This window comes from Salmonella bongori NCTC 12419, from assembly GCF_000252995.1.
Lineage (GTDB): Bacteria > Pseudomonadota > Gammaproteobacteria > Enterobacterales > Enterobacteriaceae > Salmonella > Salmonella bongori.
In genome coordinates, this window is record NC_015761.1 from 3,028,259 (window position 1) to 3,050,011 (window position 21,753).

The window sequence follows — 21,753 nt, forward strand, 5'->3', positions numbered from 1 at the left end:
TACCCGGCTTATAACATCATCAGACCATCAGCCACAACCTCATTTCGCTTTCGCGGTCTCTTCACCGACCAGGCCAATTTTGAGATAGCCGGCCTGATGCAGCATATCCATGACTTTCATCAGGGTTGCATAATCTACCGTTTTATCCGCGCGGAAGAAAATCGTAGTATCTTTTTTTCCTTCCGTCAGCGCCGTTAGCTCGGCAATCATCGTGTCATCGGTTACCGGTTCGTTGCCAATAAACAGGGTGTTATCCGCCTTAACTGACAGATAAACCGGTTTTTCCGGACGCGGTTGCGGCGTACTGGTAGACGCGGGCAGATTCACCTTGACGTCCACCGTCGCCAACGGTGCGGCCACCATAAAGATGATCAGCAAAACCAACATGACATCGATAAACGGCGTCACGTTGATTTCATGCATTTCACCGTTGTCATCCAGATTCTCGTTAAGACGCATTGCCATGACGCATTACCCTACCCGTAATTTCTGCGCGGCGCGCACCGACTGCGCACTGGCGCTTGCATTCAGATCGAGATCACGGCTTTGCAGCAGCAATACCTGCGCCGCCACGTCGCCCAGCGTCGCTTTGTAGCTGCCGATCTGACGTGCGAAAATGTTGTAAATGACCACCGCCGGGATCGCAGCAACCAGGCCAATTGCCGTCGCCAGCAGCGCTTCCGCTATCCCCGGAGCGACTACCGCCAGGTTAGTGGTCTGCGTTTGCGCAATACCGATAAAGCTATTCATAATGCCCCATACAGTACCAAACAGGCCAACGAACGGGGAGATAGCGCCGATCGTCGCCAGATAACCGTTACCTCGTCCCATATATCGGCCAACCGCCGCAACACGACGTTCCAGCCGGAAGCCGGTGCGTTCTTTAATTCCTTCGTTGTCTTCGCAGCCCTGAGAGAGTTCCAGTTCATTCTGCGCTTCATTAATGAGCTGCGCGCTCAGGCTTTTAGCGCTGAAACCTGCCGCAATGTCGGAAGCCTGATCTAAGGAACGCGCGTCGGCCAATTGCTGTTGCTCACGCTTTAATCGACGCTTTTGGGAGAAGAACTCCACGCTTTTACTGAAGAAGATAGCCCAGGTGACGACCGACGCCAGAATCAGACCAATCATCACGCACTTCACGACAATGTCGGCGTGCTGATACATACCCCAGACGGAAAGATCCGTCTGCATCAAATTATTACCCACTCTGTATCTCCAGGACGCAAATCACAAAATCTGAACATAATAATATCAAAACAACGTCGAATTGATAGTCGTTCTCATTACTATTTACATACTGCCGCAACGTTGATGCTTTTTCTTTGCGTTTACGCATTAAAAAAGTTACCCGTTTTTATTTTGACAAAATTTTCGTCTCTATCACGCATCTCCAGGGTGCAGATTGGCATATTCATGTTAGTTTAGACATCCAGATGGATAAAATCAGGTAACTCAACATGACGGATAAACAGCTGGATACAAAACTGGTAAACGCAGGACGCAGCAAAAAATACACGCTTGGCTCAGTGAATAGTGTGATTCAGCGCGCTTCTTCGCTGGTATTTGACACCGTCGAAGCCAAAAAGCACGCCACCCGCAATCGCGCCAACGGCGAATTATTTTATGGACGCCGGGGAACGCTAACGCATTTTTCGCTCCAGGAAGCCATGTGCGAACTGGAAGGCGGCGCCGGATGCGCGCTTTTCCCCTGCGGTGCAGCGGCGGTTGCCAACACCATCCTGGCGTTTGTTGAGCAGGGCGACCATGTCCTGATGACTAACACGGCCTATGAACCCAGCCAGGATTTCTGTAGTAAAATTCTCGGCAAGCTTGGCGTCACCACCAGTTGGTTTGACCCACTCATCGGCGCCGATATCATTGATCATATTCAGCCGAACACGAAAGTCGTATTTCTGGAATCTCCCGGCTCTATTACCATGGAAGTACATGATATTCCGACCATTGTCAGTGCGGTCAGACACGTCGCGCCAGACGCCGTCATCATGATTGATAATACCTGGGCGGCCGGCGTTCTGTTTAACGCGCTGGAATTCGGTATTGATATCTCTATCCAGGCAGGTACGAAGTATCTGGTTGGCCATTCTGACGCTATGGTCGGTACCGCTGTTTCGAATGCGCGTTGCTGGGAACAACTGCGGGAAAACGCCTATCTGATGGGGCAAATGCTTGATGCCGACACGGCCTATATGACCAGTCGCGGTCTGCGCACGCTCGGCGTCCGGCTACGCCAGCACCATGAAAGCAGCCTGAAAATCGCCGCATGGCTGGCAGACCATCCGCAGGTGACGCGTGTGAATCATCCTGCGCTACCGGGCAGTAAAGGCCATGCGTACTGGAAACGGGACTTTACAGGCAGCAGCGGCCTGTTCTCTTTTGTGCTCAATAAAAAGCTGACCGACGCGGAATTATCGGCTTATCTGGATAACTTTTCGCTGTTCAGTATGGCCTATTCCTGGGGAGGCTACGAATCGCTGATCCTCGCCAGTCAACCGGAACAGATCGCCGCGATTCGCCCTGCAGGCGGCGTAGATTTTAGCGGTACGCTGATCCGGGTGCATATTGGTTTAGAGAATGTTGATGATTTAATGGCTGATTTAGCCGCCGGATTCGCCAGAATTGTGTAAAGTTACCACGGATGGACATATATGCAGACAATTTCCATGGAAAAGTCTGCGTTTGTTGCGTCCGGGATCAAGGCATCCCGGACGATTCAGGAGTACAATAGGCAGATAAAAGCGTAAATGCTGTTCCACAGGAAAGTTCATGGCTGTCATTCAAGATATTATCGCCGCGCTCTGGCAACATGATTTTGCCGCGCTGGCGAATCCACATGTTGTTAGCGTCGTTTACTTTGTTATGTTCGCCACGCTATTTTTAGAAAATGGCCTGCTACCGGCGTCCTTCTTACCCGGCGACAGCCTGCTACTGCTGGCGGGTGCGCTAATCGCTCAGGACGTGATGCATTTTTTGCCGACGATTGCCATTCTTACCGCCGCAGCAAGCCTTGGTTGTTGGCTAAGTTATATTCAGGGGCGCTGGCTCGGTAACACGCGTACAGTAAAAAGCTGGCTGGCGCAGCTTCCCGTTAAATATCATCAGCGCGCGACCTGCATGTTTGACCGTCACGGTTTATTGGCGCTGCTTGCCGGGCGCTTTCTGGCGTTTGTACGTACCCTACTGCCGACAATGGCGGGTATTTCTGGTCTTTCCAACCGTCGGTTTCAGTTTTTTAACTGGTTAAGCGGCCTGCTGTGGGTGACCGTCGTGACCAGCTTCGGCTACGCGCTTAGTATGATTCCATTTGTGAAGCGTCATGAAGATCAAGTGATGACCTTTTTGATGATCCTTCCCGTCGCGCTGCTGGTTGCCGGGCTATTAGGTACGCTGGTTGTCGTGATTAAAAAGAAATATTGCAACGCCTGATTTGCCGGTGACCGGCCTGAATGGTCCGGCGTTGCCTGTGTGCTTAGCTGAGTTGTACCAGACTGATGCCTCTAATTTCCTTGCATTGTCCGCATTCGGGCCGCATCTTCGCCCGGCGTAAGGCCAAAATAGCGTTTAAACTCCCGACTAAATTGCGATGCGCTCTCATAGCCAACCCGCATCGCTGCGGCGCTGGCTTTCATACCGTCATGAATCATCATCATCCGCGCCTTATGTAGTCGGTAGCTTTTTAAATACTGCAATGGCGAAGTGCTGGTAACCGCCTTAAAATTATGATGAAACGCCGATACGCTCATGTTTGCTTCCGCCGCCAGTTGCTCAACATTCAGGCTCTCGGTGTATTTCATTTCGATTTGTTTAAGTACGCGGCTAATCAGGCTAAAGTGCGTCTGGCGGCTAACCAGAGCAAGCAGCGCCCCGCCGCGTGGCCCCATCAGGACATGATAAAGAATTTCGCGAATAATTTGTTTTCCCAGAATTCGCGCATCCAGCGGACGTTCCATCACATCAAGCAATCTTTCCACCGCGCATAAAATCTCGTCCGACAGCGTGGCGGAGTTAATCCCGCTGGCGGCCACCGGACGCTGGAAACGCTCATCTTCGCCAATGTCCATAAGCAGCTCTTGCAATTGCAGCATATCAATATCAAGCCGAATCCCCGCCAGCGGCACCTCTGGCGTCGCGTAGGTTTCGCATTCAAAAGGGAGCGGTACGGTCAGTAAGAGATATTCGTTAGCATCGTAGCGAAACTCGCGTTCGTTGATATAGCCAATTTTATGCCCGGAAAAGAGAAATATGATGCCAGGCTGATACATGACCGGCGTACGCGGCCCCGGTTCAACACCATATAACAGACGAATACCCGACAGCCGCTCACTAATTTTTTTATCATTATTTTTCAAATAATTAATTTTATCCGCCAGCTGTAAGCAAATTGCTTCACGATTCATAACACGCCATCTTTTTATCAAATCTACTCCGCCGGATTGTGCGCATTTTTAGCAATTTTCTCCAGCATTCTGGAGAAATAGGCAAAACATTGGCAGAAATGAGCATTGAGAGGTCCTCCCCATAAGACCACAATGATGGCCATCAGGCAGACAACCGCCTGCCCTCTTTTTACCCACATAAGGGAATGAGCCATGAACAATTTTAAATTACATACCCCCACTCGCATCCTGTTTGGTAAAGGCGCTATCGTCGATCTCCGCGATCAGATCCCGCAGGACGCCCGCGTGCTGATTACCTATGGCGGCGGTAGCGTGAAAAAGACCGGCGTACTGGCGCAGGTACAGGAAGCGTTAAAGGGGCTGGACGTTCGCGAGTTTGGCGGTATTGAACCGAACCCGTCATACGAAACGCTGATGAAGGCCGTTCAACTTGTGCGCGACGAGAATATTACGTTCCTGCTGGCTGTGGGCGGCGGTTCTGTACTGGATGGCACCAAATTTATTGCCGCAGCGGCGCAGTATGCGGACGGCGTCGATCCATGGCACATTCTGGAAACTGGCGGTGCTGAGATTCGTGACGCAATCCCGATGGGGTCTGTGCTGACCCTACCGGCAACCGGCTCAGAATCGAACGCCGGCGCCGTCATTTCCCGTAAAACCACTGGCGACAAACAGGCCTTCCACTCCTCGTTCGTGCAACCGGTGTTTGCCGTACTGGACCCGGTCTACACTTATACATTACCGCCGCGCCAGGTTGCGAATGGCGTCGTGGATGCTTTCGTCCACACCGTTGAACAGTACGTTACTTATCCGGTTAACGGCAAAATTCAGGATCGTTTCGCCGAAGGCATCTTACTCACGCTCATCGAAGAAGGTCCAAAAGCGCTGCAAGAGCCTGAAAATTATGACGTCCGCGCTAACGTGATGTGGGCCGCTACCCAGGCGCTGAATGGCCTGATTGGTGCTGGCGTCCCGCAGGACTGGGCAACACATATGCTGGGTCATGAGCTTACAGCGATGCACGGTCTCGATCATGCCCAGACTCTGGCTATCATTCTACCTGCGCTGTGGAACGAAAAACGCGATGTTAAACGCACAAAACTCCTGCAATACGCGGAACGTGTATGGAATATCACTACCGGTTCCGACGACGAGCGCATTGATGCTGCTATTGCCGCCACCCGCCGTTTCTTTGAACAAATGGGCGTACCGACCCGTCTGTCCGATTACAGTCTGGATGGCAGTTCTATTCCAGCATTACTGGCCAAACTGGAGGCGCATGGTTGCACAAATTTAGGCGAAAATCAGGATATTACGCTGGAAGTCAGCCGTCGGATTTATGAAGCGGCACGCTAAGGTTTTTTCGCCTCTGGCTTTCGTTTTTGGCCATTTCGTCCAGACTTAAGTCACTTAGTCTCGCCGGGCAGGTTCCGGCGAGTCAATTAAAAGAGGAACACATCATGGCTAATCCAACCATTATCAGGCTACAGGATGGCAACGTAATGCCGCAACTTGGGCTGGGCGTCTGGAAAGCAAGCAATGAAGAGGTGATCACCGCGATTCATAAAGCGCTGGAGGTGGGTTATCGCTCGATTGATACCGCCACAGCGTATCAGAATGAAGAAGGCGTCGGCAAAGCGATAAAAGAAGCGAGCGTCGCGCGGGATGAGCTGTTTATCACCACCAAGTTGTGGAATGACGATCAGAAACGTCCCCGTGAAGCGTTGCAGGAAAGTCTGAGAAAACTCCAGCTTGATTATCTCGATCTCTATCTGATGCACTGGCCCGTTCCGGCTATCGACCACTATGTGGAAGCCTGGCAGGGTATGATCGATCTGCAAAAAGAGGGACTGGTAAAGAGTATAGGAGTCTGTAACTTTCAGATCCCTCACCTCCAGCGCCTGATTGATGAAACTGGCGTTACCCCGGTGATTAACCAGATAGAGTTACACCCTCTGATGCAGCAGCGACAGCTACATGCGTGGAATGCGACACATAAAATCCAGACCGAGTCCTGGAGTCCGCTGGCGCAGGGCGGCGAAGGCGTATTCGATCAGAAAGTGATTCGCGAGCTGGCGGATAAATATGGCAAAACGCCTGCCCAGATCGTGATTCGCTGGCATCTGGACTGCGGACTGGTCGTGATCCCAAAATCCGTTACTCCATCTCGTATTGCGGAAAACTTTGCTGTCTGGGATTTCCGTCTCGATAAAGATGAATTAAGCGAAATCGCAAAACTGGATCAAGGAAAACGTCTTGGCCCCGATCCGGATCAGTTCGGCGGCTAACTTATTATTTATTCCTCTTCAGGCCCGGCGATCCCGTCGGGCTTTTTTGCATTCAGACATATTAAGAAACAATTAACGCGCATTTATCAGTGTATTTTCCCCACACACAAGCGCAGCATTATTCTGATTTTGTGAATATTTATTCATATTAATTATGAATTTACTGGATATATATAAAATATTTATGGATGTGTGATTGTGGCGGAAAAAAAATCTCAGGGCGTCAAATGGCTCCCATTAATTGTTATTATACTGATCGCCGCCGGATTGTGGCAGCTTACGCCCCCTTCTGGCTTAAGCGCGCCGGCCTGGCATTCCGCAATTATTTTCGTGGCGACGATCGCCTCAATCGTGGCGAAAGTACTGCCCATTGGCGCGGTCGGTATTATCGGCATCACCGTCTTTGCGCTCGCCTATGCCGCCGGTGACAAAACGGCCAGTGGCGCGATTACCACAGCGTTGAGCGAGCTGAACAGTTCGCTGATCTGGCTTATCGTCGTCGCCTTTATGATTGCCCGCGGGTTTATCAAAACCGGGCTCGGACGACGCATCGCCCTACAAATGATTCGTCTGTTAGGTAAGCGCACCCTGGGTTTGGCCTACGGCCTGGCGTTTGCCGACCTGATTCTCTCCCCCGCGATGCCCAGCAACACCGCGCGCTGTGGCGGCGTGATATACCCCATTGCCGACTCGCTGGCGCGTAGCTTTAATTCGCATCCGGAAGATGAATCTCGCAGCAAGATCGGAACCTTTTTAATCACCTGTATTGGCAACGTGAATGACGTCACTGCCGCGCTGTTTATGACGGGTTATACGGGCAATCTGCTGGCGGTAAAACTGGCGGCGAACGCTGGCGTGACGCTGAACTGGGGAAGCTGGTTTATGGCGGCGCTTCTGCCTTGCCTGGTCTCTCTCCTTATCGTCCCACTGCTGGTCTACTGGTTGACGCGTCCGGAGATTAAACACACACCGGATGCGCCGGAGCTGGCGCGCAAAGAGCTGGCGCAAATGGGCAGTATGGCGCGCGGCGAATGGCTAATGCTCGCCACCGTCGGCGTTTTACTGGTACTGTGGATTTTTGGCGACACGCTCGGCGTGGATGCCACTACCGCCTCTTTCGTCGGACTCTCAATTTTATTGCTAAGCGGCGTGCTCACCTGGGAAGACGTGAAAAGTGAGAAAGGCGCCTGGGATACGTTAATTTGGTTCGCCGCTCTGCTAATGATGGCTAACCAGTTGAAAAAACTAGGTTTCACCAGCTGGTTTGGCAATCTGATTGGCGACAGCATCGGCAGTACAATGCACGGAACCAGTTGGATAATCATCCTGCTGCTGCTTAACGCCGCCTATTTTTATACCCACTACTTTTTCGCCAGCGGCAACGCGCAAATCGCCGCGCTGTATGCGGTATTCCTGGGCGTTGGTCTGCATCTGAATATCCCGCCAGCGCCGATGGCGCTCATGCTGGCGTTTACCAGTAGCCTGTACTGTTCTCTTACTCAGTATACGCACGCACGCGGCCCCATTCTGTTTGGCGCCGGCTACGTGCCGACGGGCGTCTGGTGGCGAACCGGTTTTATTATCAGCCTCTTTAACCAGGCGGTCTTTTTGACAGTCGGCCTCGCATGGTGGAAAGTGTTAGGGCTGTATTAAACGCAAAACGCATCGATAGCCTCTCGGTTAACGGAGAAATGGAATGACCTGCATTTTCTGTCAAATAGTTGAAAATAAAGCGCCTTGTCATAAAGTTTGGGAAGATGAGCATCACCTGGCTTTTTTATCCATTTTTCCGAATACCGATGGGTTTACCGTGGTGATCCCGAAAAAACATTACCCCAGCTACGCGTTCGATCTGCCACCGCAGGCGCTGGCGGATCTGATGCTGGCGACGCAAAAAGTGGCGAAGCTACTGGATAAGGCATTTGTGGACGTGGGCCGTACCGGGATGTTTTTTGAGGGATTTGGCGTCGATCATGTACACAGTAAGCTAAGTCCGATGCACGGCACAGCTAATCTGAGCGAATGGAAGCCTATCGAATCGCGACAGAATAAATTTTTCGAGCGCTACGAGGGATATCTCTCATCGCATGATCATGAACGGGCGGATGATGAAAAACTGGCCGCGCTGGCGGCCAGAATTCGACAAGTCCAGGTGTAATCGTTGCCGGATGGCGTTCGGCCTGGGTTGAACTGTAGACCTGATAAGCGCAGCGCCATCAGGCAAAATAATCGCCGGATGGCGGCTTCCCTATAGACAGTAGGCCCGGTAAACACCAGCGCCACCGGGCGATTTCCTTAACGATCGGTAACCTTACCGCGCTTCTTGTTGGCGGCAAGTCCCTGCCGCTGATGCGCCACCGGCGTATGTTTAGTCAACGCCGGGCGAGTATGGCGGTTCTGGCGGCGCGCTTCACGCATCTCTTCAAGGGTTGGCGCGGGCACCAGGCATTCACGGCGACCGCCGATCAGATGCTTTTTCCCCATCGCTTCCAGGGCCTGGCGAATGATTGGCCAGTTCGCCGGATCGTGATAGCGCAGCAGCGCCTTATGCAGACGGCGCTGTTTGTCACCCTTAGGCACCACAACCTCTTCACTCTTATAGCCAATCTTACCCAGCGGGTTTTTGCCGGTGTAATACATGGTGGTCGAGTTCGCCAGCGGCGACGGATAGAAGTTCTGCACCTGATCCAAACGGAAGCGGTGGCGTTTCAGCCACAGCGCCAGATTGACCATATCTTCATCCCGTGTTCCCGGATGGGCGGAGATGAAATACGGGATCAGATACTGCTCTTTCCCTGCCTGTTTAGAGTAAAGGTCAAATAGCTCCTTAAAACGATCATAGCTGCCCATACCCGGCTTCATCATTTTCGACAGCGGGCCTGTTTCGGTATGCTCCGGCGCAATCTTCAGATAGCCGCCCACATGATGGCTCGCCAGCTCTTTAATATAGCGAGGATCTTCCACGGCAATGTCATAGCGTACGCCGGAGGCAATTAAAATTTTCTTAATACCTTTCAGCTCGCGAGCGCGGCGATAGAGATTAATTGTCGGCGTATGGTCAGTATCCATATGCGGACAGATATCCGGATAGACGCATGACAGGCGACGGCAGGTCTGTTCTGCGCGCGGCGACTTACAGCGCAGCATGTACATGTTGGCCGTAGGTCCGCCCAGATCGGAGATCACGCCGGTAAACCCCGGCACCGTATCGCGGATAGCTTCGATCTCATTGATGATGGAGTCTTCCGAGCGGCTCTGAATGATGCGCCCTTCATGTTCAGTGATCGAGCAGAAAGAGCACCCGCCAAAACAGCCACGCATGATATTGATCGAAAAGCGGATCATCTCATAAGCCGGAATGCGGGCATTACCGTAAGCCGGGTGCGGTACACGCTTGTATGGCAGTGCAAACACGCTATCCATCTCTTCAGTGGACAGCGGGATCGCAGGCGGGTTAATCCAGACATAGCGGTCGCCATGTTTTTGCATCAGTGCCCGGGCGCAGCCGGGGTTAGTTTCGTGATGCAGAATACGCGAAGCGTGTGCGTACAGTACCTTATCGCCCTTCACTTTTTCAAAGGACGGCAACAGGATGTATGTTTTTTCCCACGGCTTCGGACGCGGCGGCTGCACGGTAATCGCCTTCGCCTCCTGCTTTTTCGGCGCGACCGGCTTATTATCCGCACACGGCAAGTCCTCACCATACGGATGTGGGATCGGATCAATTTTCCCCGGCGTGTCCAGGCGAGTGGAATCCACGCCGCTCCAGCCAGGCAAGGCTTCTTTGACCATAATCGCGGTATTACGCACATCGCGAATCTGATCGATGGTTTCGCCCATCGCCAGACGGTGCGCGACCTCCACCAGCGGACGTTCGCCGTTGCCGAACATCAACATGTCGGCTTTGGAGTCGACTAATACTGAGCGGCGTACGGTGTCAGACCAGTAATCGTAATGTGCGGTACGGCGCAGGCTGGCTTCGATCCCGCCGAGGATCACCGGCACATCTTTCCACGCCTCTTTACAGCGCTGGGTGTAAACCAGGGTAGCGCGATCCGGGCGCTTTCCCGCCACGTTATCCGGTGTATAGGCGTCATCATGGCGCAGACGGCGATCAGCGGTATAGCGGTTAATCATCGAATCCATGTTACCCGCGGTGACGCCGAAAAACAGATTCGGCTTACCCAGACGCATAAAGTCATCTTTGCTGTTCCAGTCCGGCTGGGCAATGATCCCTACACGGAAACCCTGTGCTTCCAGCATACGACCACAAATGGCCATGCCAAAGCTTGGATGATCGACATACGCGTCGCCCGTCACCAAAATAATGTCGCAGCTATCCCAGCCAAGTTGATCCATTTCATCACGTGACATCGGCAAAAACGGCGCGGGCCCAAAACAGGCGGCCCAGTACTGCGGCCAGGAGAAAAGGTCGCGATCCGGTTGGATCAGGGATATTGCGCTCATAATGCTTCCCAAAGTGGTAAAAAAATAATCAAAGGCCGGGGATTATAAGCCGGAACGAAGGATAAATCGAAAGGTATTCACCTCTCGCCCTGACGGGCGAGAAAAGGATTACGGCGCCGGGTTGACCAGCATCTGCCCAATCGATCCGCGATCGGCCATTTCCAGCGTCTGACTGTTGAAATAGAACGGGAAATGCGGCCAGGATGGCTGACCGTAGTAGACCAGCAATTCAACCTGGCCGTCCACCCAAACAGTATCTTTCCAGCCTCGATCTTCCGGAAACGGCATGGCGCCGTTAACGTTGCGAATCAGGAAAGAAACGCCTTCAATATGGAACGACTGCGGCATATCGGCGCGTACCGTCCAGCGCTCCCAGGTGCCTTGCTGGGCGGTAATGTCAATGCGGTTGACATCCCATAACTGACCGTTAATCCCCGGATCGTCGCCAAGACTGATGTCCCGGCTGCGGATCGGCGCACCGCTCATGATCTCCGTCGGCAGCAGGCGCATGGGTAGATTATCAGTCACCAACGGCAGCAATCCGGTTGGCCGCAGCGTTAGTACCAGGGTAGATACCAGAATACTGGAGGGTTCAAAGAAACCGCGAATCCGGTCGACAATGCTGGCCGCCTCCCCACAGGTGATGGACACTTCATCACCATTGGTCATATCGACCAGGATTTCACGTCGCTCACCGGGCGCCAGTGACAACTGTTTGACTGACACCGGCGCAGGTAAAAAGCCCTGATCGCCTGAAATAACGTGCAGCGCCCGGCCATCGCTCATTTGCAACTGATAGCGACGCGAGTTTGAAGCGTTCAACAACCGCAGCCGTACCCAGCCGCGGGAAACTTCTACATAAGGGCTTTGCGCGCCGTTTACCAGCAGCGTATCGCCAACAAAACCGCCGCTGCCCGGTTCGCTGTACTCTGGCGTACCGAAGTTATCCAGCCGCTTATCCTGAATAATGACGGGAAAGTCATCCACGCCATAGTGGTTGGGGATCGGCAGCGATTTGCTGACCTCATCCTCCACCAGCCACATTCCGGCCAGGCCGTTATAGACCTGCTGTGCGGTCCGGTTAGGTGTATTGGCATGATACCACAGTGTCGCGGCGCTCTGGCGAATCGGCAATACGGGCGCCCAGTCCGCGTTTGGCGACATCATACGTGCCGGGCCGCCCATCAGCGGCCCCGGCGCCAGCAAACCAGCAATGGTCATAGAGACATTTTCCGCCAGACGGTTGCTATAGATGAGTTTAACGTCATCGCCTTTCCAGACGCGGATAGTCGGCCCCAGATAACGACCGTTCACTCCCCAGACTGGCGCGCGCGTGCCTTGCGTGAAGGACCAGTGCGCTCGTTGTAGCGTCATAAATAGCGGCTGTCCGCGACGGGACTCCAGCAACGGCGGAACAGGCAACGGCTGTTGCTGACCGGCAGCATTCGCCCTGAGGGGAATCGTGCCTGCACACAGTGCGATTCCCGATGCCTGAAGAAACTGACGCCGACTGAATGACATATAAGCTCCATGTAAAACTGGCTAAAGAGTAGTGCCTGAAAAATGATGTCTACAATAACAGAGTGAGACCGCTTAAACCTTACCGGCCGCTTCACGTTCCGCAACCTCTTTATCAAGTTCAGCGATTTTTTGCTCCATTAACGCGCGGCAGTGGGCCGCCAGCTCGCGAACCTGATCTCTACCGTATTCGCTGACGTCGACCGGCGGCAGCATTTCCACAATCACCAGCCCGTTATTAAGGCGGTTCAGGTTGACTTTCCCGGAGGTGTTGGAGACGCAGATCGGAATGATAGGCACACCAGCGGCGATTGCTGCATGGAATGCGCCAGTTTTAAACGGCAGCAAACCGCGTCCCCGGCTCCGCGTACCTTCTGGAAACATCCAGATGGAAATACGGCGTTTTTTAAAATGGTTAACCACTGCCGCAATCGTGCTGTGGGCTTTGGCGCGGTTGTTGCGGTCAATCAGCAGGTTACCCGTTAGCCAATAGAGCTGGCCAAAAAAGGGGATCCACACCAGGCTTTTTTTCCCCACCGTGACGGTTGGCGGCTGAACAATGTTCGATGCCGTTACCATGTCATAGTTATTCTGATGGTTGGCAATATAGATAGCATTACCATAGCTTTCCGCATCTGCAGGCTTACGGCACTCCACTTTCAGGCCAAACAGCGGAGCCAGACGACCGAACATATGCCCAAACGTCGCCACATGTTTCGGGTTACGTGGACTGAAAAGGCAGTAAATAGACCCGAAAATACAGACCAGAATGGAATAAATAACGGTAATAATAAGACGAAAAATATATAGCATAACACCCTCTGAAGGCCTAAGAGCCCGGCATTCTACGTCACCTGACATTCAGGTTAGGATTTTAGTAAGTGTGGCTCTCTGGAAAACGTATTGTTAATCGCAATGCACGAATAAACAACGGTTTTACGGGAAATTTTAATGTTAATCCGATTTGAAACCGTAGGCCGGATAAGACGCGACTGCGTCACCATCCGGCAACGGAAGAGTGCCGGATGGCGACATAAATGCCTTATCCGGCCTACGGCCTACGGGTTACAACATCTTACTCTTCGCTGTCGCCGTGACGCGCGCGATGCGGCGAGTCAATCTCAATACGATCGATACGTTGCAGGCCGCGCATTAATGTGCCGCGGCGTCCGCGTTCGCCGACCACCTTCTGTAGCTCTTCAGGACGCAATTTGATTTTGCGCTTCCCGACGTGAATGGTCAGCGTACTTTGCGGCGGGAGTACGTACAGGTGCGCCAGTCCATCATCGCCTTTCGCCGCTTCCGCAGACGGAATATTAATAATCTTATTCCCTTTGCCCTTCGACAGTTGCGGCAGAGAGTCTACCGGGAACATCAACATACGCCCGGCCTGGGTAATCGCCAGTAGCATATCGCTTTCGTCTTCAATCACGACAGGTGGCATGACGTGAGCATTTTCCGGCAATGAAATCAGCGTTTTACCCGCGCGATTACGCGCGACCAGATCGTTAAATGTACACACGAAGCCGTAGCCCGCATCCGACGCCATCAGCAGTTTCTGGTCATCACCTTCCATCAACATATGCTCTACGGTCGCCCCCGGCGGCAGCGTCAGTTTGCCGGTCAGAGGTTCGCCCTGCCCGCGTGCCGACGGTAAAGTAATAGGATCAACCGCATAGCTGCGCCCGGTGGTATCAATAAACACCACCGGCTGATTACTCTTACCTTTCACCGCGGCTTTAAAGCTATCACCCGCTTTATAGTTCAGCCCCTGTGCATCGATGTCATGACCTTTGGCGCTACGCACCCAGCCCATCTGCGACAACACAATAGTTACCGGTTCTGACGGCAGCATATCGTGCTCGCTCATTGCTTTAGCTTCTTCGCGCTCGTGCAGCGGAGAACGGCGATCATCGCCGTAGGCATCGGCATCCGCCTGCAGCTCTTTTTTCAGCAAGGTATTCATTTTGCGTTCGGAAGCGAGAATGCCCTGCAATTGGTCACGCTCTTTTTCCAGCTCATCCTGCTCGCCGCGGATTTTCATCTCTTCCAGTTTGGCGAGATGGCGCAGTTTCAGTTCGAGGATCGCTTCCGCCTGCGTTTCAGTGATACCGAACCGCGACATTAGCGCGGGTTTCGGCTCGTCTTCAGTACGGATAATCTCAATCACTTCGTCGATATTAAGAAACGCCACCAGCAAACCTTCGAGGATGTGCAGGCGCTTAAGGACTTTTTCCAGACGATAGTTCAGACGACGACGCACCGTATCACGACGGAATATCAGCCATTCGGTAAGGATCTCCAGCAGGTTTTTTACCGCCGGACGCCCGTCAAGGCCAATCATGTTCAGGTTGATACGGTAGCTTTTTTCCAGATCGGTAGTGGCAAACAGATGGTTCATCACCTGTTCCATATCCACGCGGTTGGAGCGCGGCACAATCACCAAACGCGTCGGGTTTTCATGATCCGACTCATCGCGCAGATCGTCCACCATCGGCAGTTTTTTATTACGCATCTGCGCGGCGATTTGCTCCAGCACTTTCGCGCCAGACACCTGATGCGGCAGCGCGGTGATGACCACGGCGCCGTCTTCTTTAGTCCATACGGCGCGCATCCGCACAGAACCGCGCCCGTTTTCATAAATCTTACGAATTTCAGCACGAGAGGTGATGATTTCCGCTTCCGTCGGGTAATCCGGCCCCTGGACAATATCCAGTAACTGCTCCAGCGTCGTTTTCGGCTGTTCAATCAGCGTGATAGCAGCCTTCGCGACTTCGCGCAGGTTATGCGGAGGAATGTCCGTCGCCATCCCAACGGCGATACCAGTCGTGCCGTTAAGCAGAATATTCGGCAGACGCGCCGGTAACATTTTCGGCTCCTGCAGGGTGCCGTCGAAGTTAGGCACCCAGTCTGCCGTTCCCTGTCCGAGTTCGCCGAGCAGGACTTCCGCATATTTTGACAGACGGGACTCGGTGTAACGCATCGCGGCGAACGATTTCGGATCGTCAGGCGCTCCCCAGTTTCCCTGTCCATCTACCAGCGGATATCGGTAAGAAAACGGCTGCGCCATCAGCACCATCGCTTCATAGCAAGCGCTGTCGCCGTGAGGATGGTATTTACCCAACACGTCACCGACGGTACGGGCGGATTTTTTAAACTTAGCGCTGGCGTTAAGGCCCAGTTCCGACATCGCGTAGACGATGCGACGCTGAACGGGTTTCAGACCATCGCCAATAAACGGCAACGCCCTGTCCATGATGACGTACATGGAATAATTCAGATAGGCCGTTTCCGTGAATTCATGCAGCGCAAGGCGCTCTGCCATCTCGCTCATTGATTGTGATTCCTCAACTGTTAGCCCGAACAATACCCGGTATCTCTCAGGCAATATTGCCGCAGATACTACCCTATCTGGCGCGTTGAGTCACAAAGAAAAGGGCCGCGAACGCGGCCCTGATGGGGTTTATTTAGCGACTTTGGAGATCTGTTTCACGTCAATTTCAACGGAGTTCCAGTCTTTATCCACTTCGCCCTGAATTTCAACGGTATCCTGCGGGCCCACGGTCAGGCCGTTCCAGCGCTTGTGGTCGATATCCACATTGATCGTACCGGTAGCATCTTTAAACAGATACAGGTCATCGGAAATACGCTTGACGATATTCCCGCGCAGCGTTACCCACGCATCATCACGCAGAGATTTAGCGCTCTCTACTGTTGTACTGCTGCCGTTCGGACCGACAAATCCGCCGCCTTGCGTTTGCGTCGCCGACGGGCCGGAGAAACCACCCTGCTGAGCCGCCAGAACCGGAGTAGAACACAATGCCATGACGGCAACCATTGCAGCTAATTTTTTCATGATTACTTCTCCCTTTTATGTCGTTTCAGATCCATTTAATAAGGTAATCCTTAACAACTTCTTAAGGCAAAAAAAGATTCTTTTTTTCTGTACATCGCCTGTGGCGACAAGGTTAACTGATAGTAACGCGAGTTACCGCAGGGAAGAACAGATGCGAATTTTACTGGTAGAAGACGACACACTTATCGGCGATGGTATAAAAGCGGGTCTAAGTAAAATGGGATTCAGCGTCGACTGGTTTACTGAGGGTCGCCCGGGCAAGGAGGCGCTTTACAGCGCGCCTTATGATGCGGTTATTTTAGATTTGACCCTACCAGGCATGGACGGACGGGATATTTTGCGCGAATGGCGTGAAAAGGGAAAACAAGAACCAGTGCTGATCCTCACAGCGCGCGACGCGTTAGCAGAGCGCGTCGAGGGGCTGCGTCTGGGTGCCGATGACTATTTATGTAAACCTTTTGCGCTCATTGAGGTCGCCGCCCGTCTGGAGGCGCTGATACGCCGCGCCAGCGGCCAGGCGAGTAGCGAACTGCGGCACGGTCAGGTTACGCTTAATCCGGGCAATCTGATCGCAACACTTGCCGACGAACCTTTAACCCTGAAACCGAAAGAGTTCGCGTTGCTGGAATTGTTAATGCGTAACAAAGGTCGCGTGTTGCCGCGCAAGCTTATTGAAGAGAAACTGTATAACTGGGACGACGATGTCTCCAGTAATGCGGTGGAAGTCCATGTTCATCATTTACGCCGTAAGCTCGGCAGCGAATTTATTCGCACCGTACACGGTATTGGCTACACCCTGGGTGAGGCATGAAATTGACGCAACGTCTTAGTCTGCGCGTCAGGCTGACGCTTATTTTTCTCATTCTGGTCTCAATCACCTGGGCAATTTCCAGTTTTGTGGCCTGGAGAAAGACGACAGATAATGTCGACGAGTTGTTTGACACGCAATTGATGCTGTTCGCCAGGCGGCTCAGCACCCTTGATCTTAACGAGATCAACGCGCCGCATCGCATGGCGCATACGCCGAAAAAATTAAAACACGGGCATATTGATGACGATGCCCTGGCGTTCGCCATCTTTTCCACCGACGGCAAAATGTTGCTGCACGATGGCGATAACGGCGAGGATATTCCATATCACTATCGTCGGGAAGGTTTCGACAATGGTTATCTCAAGGATGATAACGACCTCTGGCGTTTTTTGTGGCTAAACTCGGCAGATGGTAAGTATCGTATCGTTGTCGGTCAGGAGTGGGATTACCGCGAAGATATGGCGCTGGCAATCGTCACAGCGCAATTAACGCCGTGGTTGGTTGCCCTTCCACTCATGCTATTGATTTTATTGTTGCTACTTCACCGTGAGCTCAGACCATTAAAAAAACTGGCGCAAGCACTACGTTTCCGCTCTCCGGAATCGGAAACGCCGCTCGACGCCAAAGGCGTACCGAGTGAGGTTCGTCCGCTGGTCGAAGCGCTTAATCAGCTTTTTAGCCGTATCCACTCCATGATGGTGCGCGAGCGACGATTTACCTCCGATGCCGCCCATGAATTACGTAGCCCGCTGGCTGCACTGAAAGTTCAAACTGAGGTAGCGCAACTCTCAGGCGACGATCCGTTGTCACGGGATAAAGCGCTGACCCAGCTCCACGCGGGGATCGATCGCGCCACACGGCTGGTCGATCAGCTCCTGACGTTATCGCGCCTCGACTCACTCGATAATTTACAGGATGTGGCGGAGATTTCGCTGGAAGAGTTGCTGCAGTCCGCCGTAATGGACATTTATCATCCGGCGCAGCAGGCAAATATCGACGTACGTTTACAGCTCAACGCCCACAACGTCATACGCACCGGCCAGCCGCTACTCTTGAGCCTGTTGGTGCGTAACCTGCTCGATAACGCGATTCGCTATAGTCCTCGGGGCAGCATTGTCGACGTCACCTTACATGCCCGCAGCTTTACCGTCAGAGATAACGGCCCCGGTGTGGCGCCAGAGATCCTGACGCATATCGGCGAACGCTTTTACCGTCCGCCGGGCCAAAGCGTGACCGGCAGCGGCCTGGGGCTATCGATAGTTCGCCGCATCGCTACGCTGCACAGCATGACGGTGTCGTTTGGCAACGCCGCGGAAGGTGGATTTGAGGCTGTAGTACGCTGGTAGCAGAGATTTTTGCCAAAAACGCAAAAGACTTTGCACATTTTGCTAATTTCACCGCACCGCCCGTCAGCGTAGAATCAGCAGCAAACGCATTCCTTAAGGACACAAAATGAGCAATATCCTGATTATCAACGGGGCGAAAAAATTCGCACACTCCAACGGTCAGTTGAATGATACCCTGACCGAAATCGCTGATGGATTTCTACGCGACCTCGGACATGACGTTAAGGTCGTCCGCGCCGACAGCGACTACGACATTAAAGAAGAGGTGCAGAAGTTTGTCTGGGCTGACGTGGTAATTTGGCAGATGCCGGGCTGGTGGATGGGCGCGCCGTGGACAGTGAAAAAGTATATGGATGACGTGTTCACAGAAGGCCACGGTACTCTGTACGCCAGCGATGGCCGTACCCGTTCCGACGCATCAAAAAAATACGGTTCCGGCGGTCTGGTGCAGGGTAAAAAATACATGCTTTCTCTGACATGGAACGCGCCAATGGACGCTTTTACCGATAAAGATCAGTTCTTCCATGGCGTCGGCGTTGACGGCGTATACCTGCCGTTTCACAAAGCAAACCAGTTCCTCGGTATGGAAGCGCTGCCCACCTTTATCGCCAATGACGTGATCAAAATGCCGGATGTTCCACGCTATACCGCAGAATATCGCAAGCATCTGACGGAAATTTTTGCTTAACTAAGACTCTGAAATTAGAAGGAGTTAATCATGCTTACTGTTATTGCTGAAATCCGTACCCGTCCGGGCCAACATCATCGTCAGGCCGTCCTGGATCAGTTTGCGAAAATCATTCCAACCGTCCTCAAAGAAGAGGGCTGCCACGGCTACGCGCCGATGGTGGATCATGCCGCCAGCGTCGGTTTTCAGACCGTAGCGCCTGACTCAATCGTGATGATTGAACAGTGGGAAAGTATTGCGCACCTTGAGGCGCATCTGCAAACCCCGCATATGCAGGCCTATAGCGAAGCGGTAAAAGACGATGTACTGGAAATGACTATCCGTATTCTGGAATCCGGCGTTTAAGTGATTCCCCTGGCGTAGCCCTGATGAGTTACGCCTGTGTCGTTATCAGGCTATGGCGTAATGCCGGATGCCGCCTCGCTCATCCGGCCTACGGTTTGCAGACCGGATAAAGCGTTCAATGGCCGCTACACGTCCAGATCCGCCAGATCGCCTTTTTCCTGTAACCAGTTACGGCGATCTTCGGAACGCTTCTTCGCCAGCAGCATATCCATTACCGCATTGGTGCGTTGGTCGTCTTCATCATCAATAATCAACTGCACCAGGCGTCGCGTGTTCGGATCGAGCGTGGTTTCGCGTAGCTGCATCGGGTTCATTTCGCCCAGCCCTTTAAAACGCTGTACGTTCGGCTTGCCCTTCTTACGCTTCAGTTGCTCCAGCACGCCCGCTTTTTCTTCTTCTGTCAGCGCGTAATACACCTCTTTGCCAAGGTCGATACGGTACAACGGCGGCAGCGCCACGTAAACATGGCCTTCTTTCACCAGCGCACGGAAGTGCTTCACAAATAGCGCACATAGCAGCGTGGCAATGTGCAAACCATCGGAGTCGGCATCCGCAAGGATACAGATCTTACCGTAACGCAGCTGACTTAGATCGTCGCTGTCCGGATCGATACCGATCGCCACCGAAATATCGTGCACTTCCTGCGAGGCCAACACTTCGTCCGAGGACACTTCCCAGGTATTGAGGATCTTACCTTTCAGCGGCATGATCGCCTGATATTCACGGTCACGCGCCTGTTTGGCGGAGCCGCCCGCCGAATCTCCTTCCACCAAAAACAGTTCAGTACGATTGAGATCCTGAGCGGTACAGTCCGCCAGTTTCCCCGGTAATGCCGGGCCGCTGGTCAGCTTTTTGCGCACCACTTTCTTCGCCGCGCGCAGACGGCGCTGGGCGCTGGCGATCGCCATCTCCGCCAGCATTTCTGCGGCCTGGACATTCTGGTTTAGCCACAGGCTGAAGGCATCTTTCACCACGCCGGAGACAAAGGCGGCACACTGGCGGGAAGAAAGACGCTCTTTGGTCTGCCCGGCAAATTGTGGGTCCTGCATCTTCACGGAAAGCACATAAGCACAGCGGTCCCAGATATCTTCCGCCGACAACTTAACGCCACGCGGCAGGATATTACGGTATTCGCAAAACTCACGCATGGCGTCAAGTAACCCCTGACGCAAGCCGTTAACGTGTGTACCTCCCTGCATGGTCGGGATCAGGTTGACGTAGCTTTCCGTTAACAGTTCGCCGCCTTCCGGCAGCCATAATAGCGCCCAGTCTACCGCTTCGGTTTCGCCGTTAAAATTACCGATAAACGGTTTTTCCGGTAGCGTCGGCAGGCCGTTTACCGCTTCGCCCAGATAATCGTTTAGCCCGTCCTGGTAACACCAACGCTGCTCGCTGTTGTTTACTTCATCTTTAAAGGTGATTTCTACGCTAGGGCACAGCACCGCTTTCGCCTTCAAAACATGGGTTAAGCGAGAGACGGAAAAACGTGGACTATCGAAGAAGCTTTCATCAGGCCAGAAGTGAACGCTGGTGCCGGTATTACGCTTACCGCAGCTACCAACTACCTGTAAATCCTGTACTTTCTCGCCATTTTCAAACGCGATGTTATAGACCTGACCATCACGACGTACGGTCACTTCCACGCGTTTAGACAAGGCGTTAACGACAGAGATCCCAACTCCGTGCAGGCCTCCGGAGAACTGATAGTTCTTATTGGAAAACTTACCGCCCGCATGCAGACGGCAGAGAATCAGCTCCACCGCCGGTACCCCTTCTTCAGGGTGAATATCAACCGGCATACCTCGCCCATCGTCAATGACTTCCAGTGACTGATCGGCATGCAGGATCACGTCCACGCGCTTAGCGTGGCCCGCCAGTGCTTCATCCACACTGTTATCAATGACCTCTTGCCCCAGATGATTAGGACGAGTCGTGTCGGTGTACATCCCCGGGCGGCGGCGTACTGGCTCAAGCCCGGTGAGTACCTCAATGGCATCAGCGTTATAAGTTTGCGTCATG

At 53.1% G+C, this 21,753-nt stretch carries 18 protein-coding genes and 1 pseudogene; 10 read left to right on the forward strand and 9 right to left on the reverse strand.

Annotated elements, in window-relative coordinates:
• Positions 1 to 39 precede the first annotated feature (39 nt).
• Complete coding sequence (exbD, locus tag SBG_RS14245) at positions 40 to 465, reverse strand: TonB system transport protein ExbD (protein WP_001251473.1); 426 nt, start codon at positions 463 to 465, stop codon at positions 40 to 42.
• Positions 466 to 471: 6 nt separating this feature from the next.
• Positions 472 to 1,206, reverse strand: a complete 735-nt coding sequence (gene exbB, locus SBG_RS14250; protein ID WP_000527855.1) for a tol-pal system-associated acyl-CoA thioesterase — start codon at positions 1,204 to 1,206, stop codon at positions 472 to 474.
• Positions 1,207 to 1,457: 251 nt separating this feature from the next.
• On the opposite strand from exbB, the gene metC reads away from it, so the two are divergent.
• Together metC and yghB are read left to right on the forward strand one after the other, a co-directional pair.
• Positions 1,458 to 2,645, forward strand: a complete 1,188-nt coding sequence (gene metC / locus SBG_RS14260) for a cystathionine beta-lyase (RefSeq protein WP_000130272.1) — start codon at positions 1,458 to 1,460, stop codon at positions 2,643 to 2,645.
• A gap of 139 nt (positions 2,646 to 2,784) precedes the next feature.
• Positions 2,785 to 3,444 (forward strand): DedA family general envelope maintenance protein YghB, encoded by a 660-nt coding sequence (gene yghB, locus SBG_RS14265; protein ID WP_000268438.1) that lies wholly within the window; start codon positions 2,785 to 2,787, stop codon positions 3,442 to 3,444.
• Between the two features lie 71 nt (positions 3,445 to 3,515).
• Here yghB and SBG_RS14270 read toward each other — a convergent pair whose 3' ends face one another.
• Positions 3,516 to 4,415: an AraC family transcriptional regulator gene (locus tag SBG_RS14270; RefSeq protein WP_020845255.1), complete on the reverse strand. Its 900-nt coding sequence runs from the start codon at positions 4,413 to 4,415 to the stop codon at positions 3,516 to 3,518.
• A 192-nt stretch (positions 4,416 to 4,607) separates the two neighbouring features.
• Here SBG_RS14270 and yqhD point away from each other — a divergent pair, with 192 nt between their 5' ends.
• From yqhD to SBG_RS14290, 4 genes and pseudogenes are all read left to right on the forward strand, one after another.
• Entirely contained in the window at positions 4,608 to 5,771 is a 1,164-nt protein-coding gene (yqhD, locus tag SBG_RS14275; RefSeq protein ID WP_001058712.1) for an alcohol dehydrogenase, read from the forward strand.
• A gap of 104 nt (positions 5,772 to 5,875) precedes the next feature.
• Positions 5,876 to 6,703 (forward strand): 2,5-didehydrogluconate reductase DkgA, encoded by an 828-nt coding sequence (dkgA, locus tag SBG_RS14280; protein WP_000013105.1) that lies wholly within the window; start codon positions 5,876 to 5,878, stop codon positions 6,701 to 6,703.
• A 167-nt stretch (positions 6,704 to 6,870) separates the two neighbouring features.
• Positions 6,871 to 8,356 (forward strand): annotated as a pseudogene (locus SBG_RS14285) (DASS family sodium-coupled anion symporter).
• 43 nt (positions 8,357 to 8,399) lie between these two features.
• Entirely contained in the window at positions 8,400 to 8,861 is a 462-nt protein-coding gene (locus SBG_RS14290; protein ID WP_000128248.1) for an HIT family protein, read from the forward strand.
• Between the two features lie 137 nt (positions 8,862 to 8,998).
• Here the strand turns inward: SBG_RS14290 and SBG_RS14295 are convergent, their stop codons facing one another.
• From SBG_RS14295 to SBG_RS14315, 5 genes are all read right to left on the reverse strand, one after another.
• Positions 8,999 to 11,170: a YgiQ family radical SAM protein gene (locus tag SBG_RS14295; protein ID WP_001274463.1), complete on the reverse strand. Its 2,172-nt coding sequence runs from the start codon at positions 11,168 to 11,170 to the stop codon at positions 8,999 to 9,001.
• Positions 11,171 to 11,278: 108 nt separating this feature from the next.
• Positions 11,279 to 12,691: a cell division protein FtsP gene (ftsP, locus tag SBG_RS14300; protein ID WP_000010664.1), complete on the reverse strand. Its 1,413-nt coding sequence runs from the start codon at positions 12,689 to 12,691 to the stop codon at positions 11,279 to 11,281.
• A gap of 72 nt (positions 12,692 to 12,763) precedes the next feature.
• Positions 12,764 to 13,501: a 1-acylglycerol-3-phosphate O-acyltransferase gene (gene plsC / locus SBG_RS14305; RefSeq protein WP_000965704.1), complete on the reverse strand. Its 738-nt coding sequence runs from the start codon at positions 13,499 to 13,501 to the stop codon at positions 12,764 to 12,766.
• A 262-nt stretch (positions 13,502 to 13,763) separates the two neighbouring features.
• Complete coding sequence (gene parC / locus SBG_RS14310; RefSeq protein WP_001293236.1) at positions 13,764 to 16,022, reverse strand: DNA topoisomerase IV subunit A; 2,259 nt, start codon at positions 16,020 to 16,022, stop codon at positions 13,764 to 13,766.
• Positions 16,023 to 16,151: 129 nt separating this feature from the next.
• Entirely contained in the window at positions 16,152 to 16,544 is a 393-nt protein-coding gene (locus tag SBG_RS14315; RefSeq protein WP_000731636.1) for a YgiW/YdeI family stress tolerance OB fold protein, read from the reverse strand.
• 151 nt (positions 16,545 to 16,695) lie between these two features.
• Between SBG_RS14315 and qseB the strand changes: the two genes are divergently transcribed.
• The 4 genes from qseB to SBG_RS14335 all read left to right on the forward strand — a co-directional run bounded on the left by qseB (position 16,696) and on the right by SBG_RS14335 (position 19,734).
• On the forward strand, positions 16,696 to 17,355 hold the full coding sequence (gene qseB / locus SBG_RS14320; RefSeq protein WP_001221570.1) for a quorum sensing response regulator transcription factor QseB: 660 nt from the start codon (positions 16,696 to 16,698) through the stop codon (positions 17,353 to 17,355).
• Entirely contained in the window at positions 17,352 to 18,701 is a 1,350-nt protein-coding gene (gene qseC / locus SBG_RS14325; protein WP_000779322.1) for a quorum sensing histidine kinase QseC, read from the forward strand. Before qseB ends, qseC begins: the two co-directional genes overlap by 4 nt.
• 106 nt (positions 18,702 to 18,807) lie before the next feature.
• Positions 18,808 to 19,389, forward strand: coding sequence for an NAD(P)H-dependent oxidoreductase (locus tag SBG_RS14330; RefSeq protein WP_000065409.1), 582 nt, complete (start codon positions 18,808 to 18,810; stop codon positions 19,387 to 19,389).
• Positions 19,390 to 19,419: 30 nt separating this feature from the next.
• The gene (locus tag SBG_RS14335) at positions 19,420 to 19,734 is read left to right on the forward strand and encodes a putative quinol monooxygenase (protein WP_000958591.1); all 315 of its coding nucleotides are present in this window, start codon (positions 19,420 to 19,422) and stop codon (positions 19,732 to 19,734) included.
• 125 nt (positions 19,735 to 19,859) lie between these two features.
• Here the strand turns inward: SBG_RS14335 and parE are convergent, their stop codons facing one another.
• Entirely contained in the window at positions 19,860 to 21,752 is a 1,893-nt protein-coding gene (parE, locus tag SBG_RS14340; protein ID WP_000195314.1) for a DNA topoisomerase IV subunit B, read from the reverse strand.
• Between the last annotated feature and the right edge of the window lies 1 nt (position 21,753).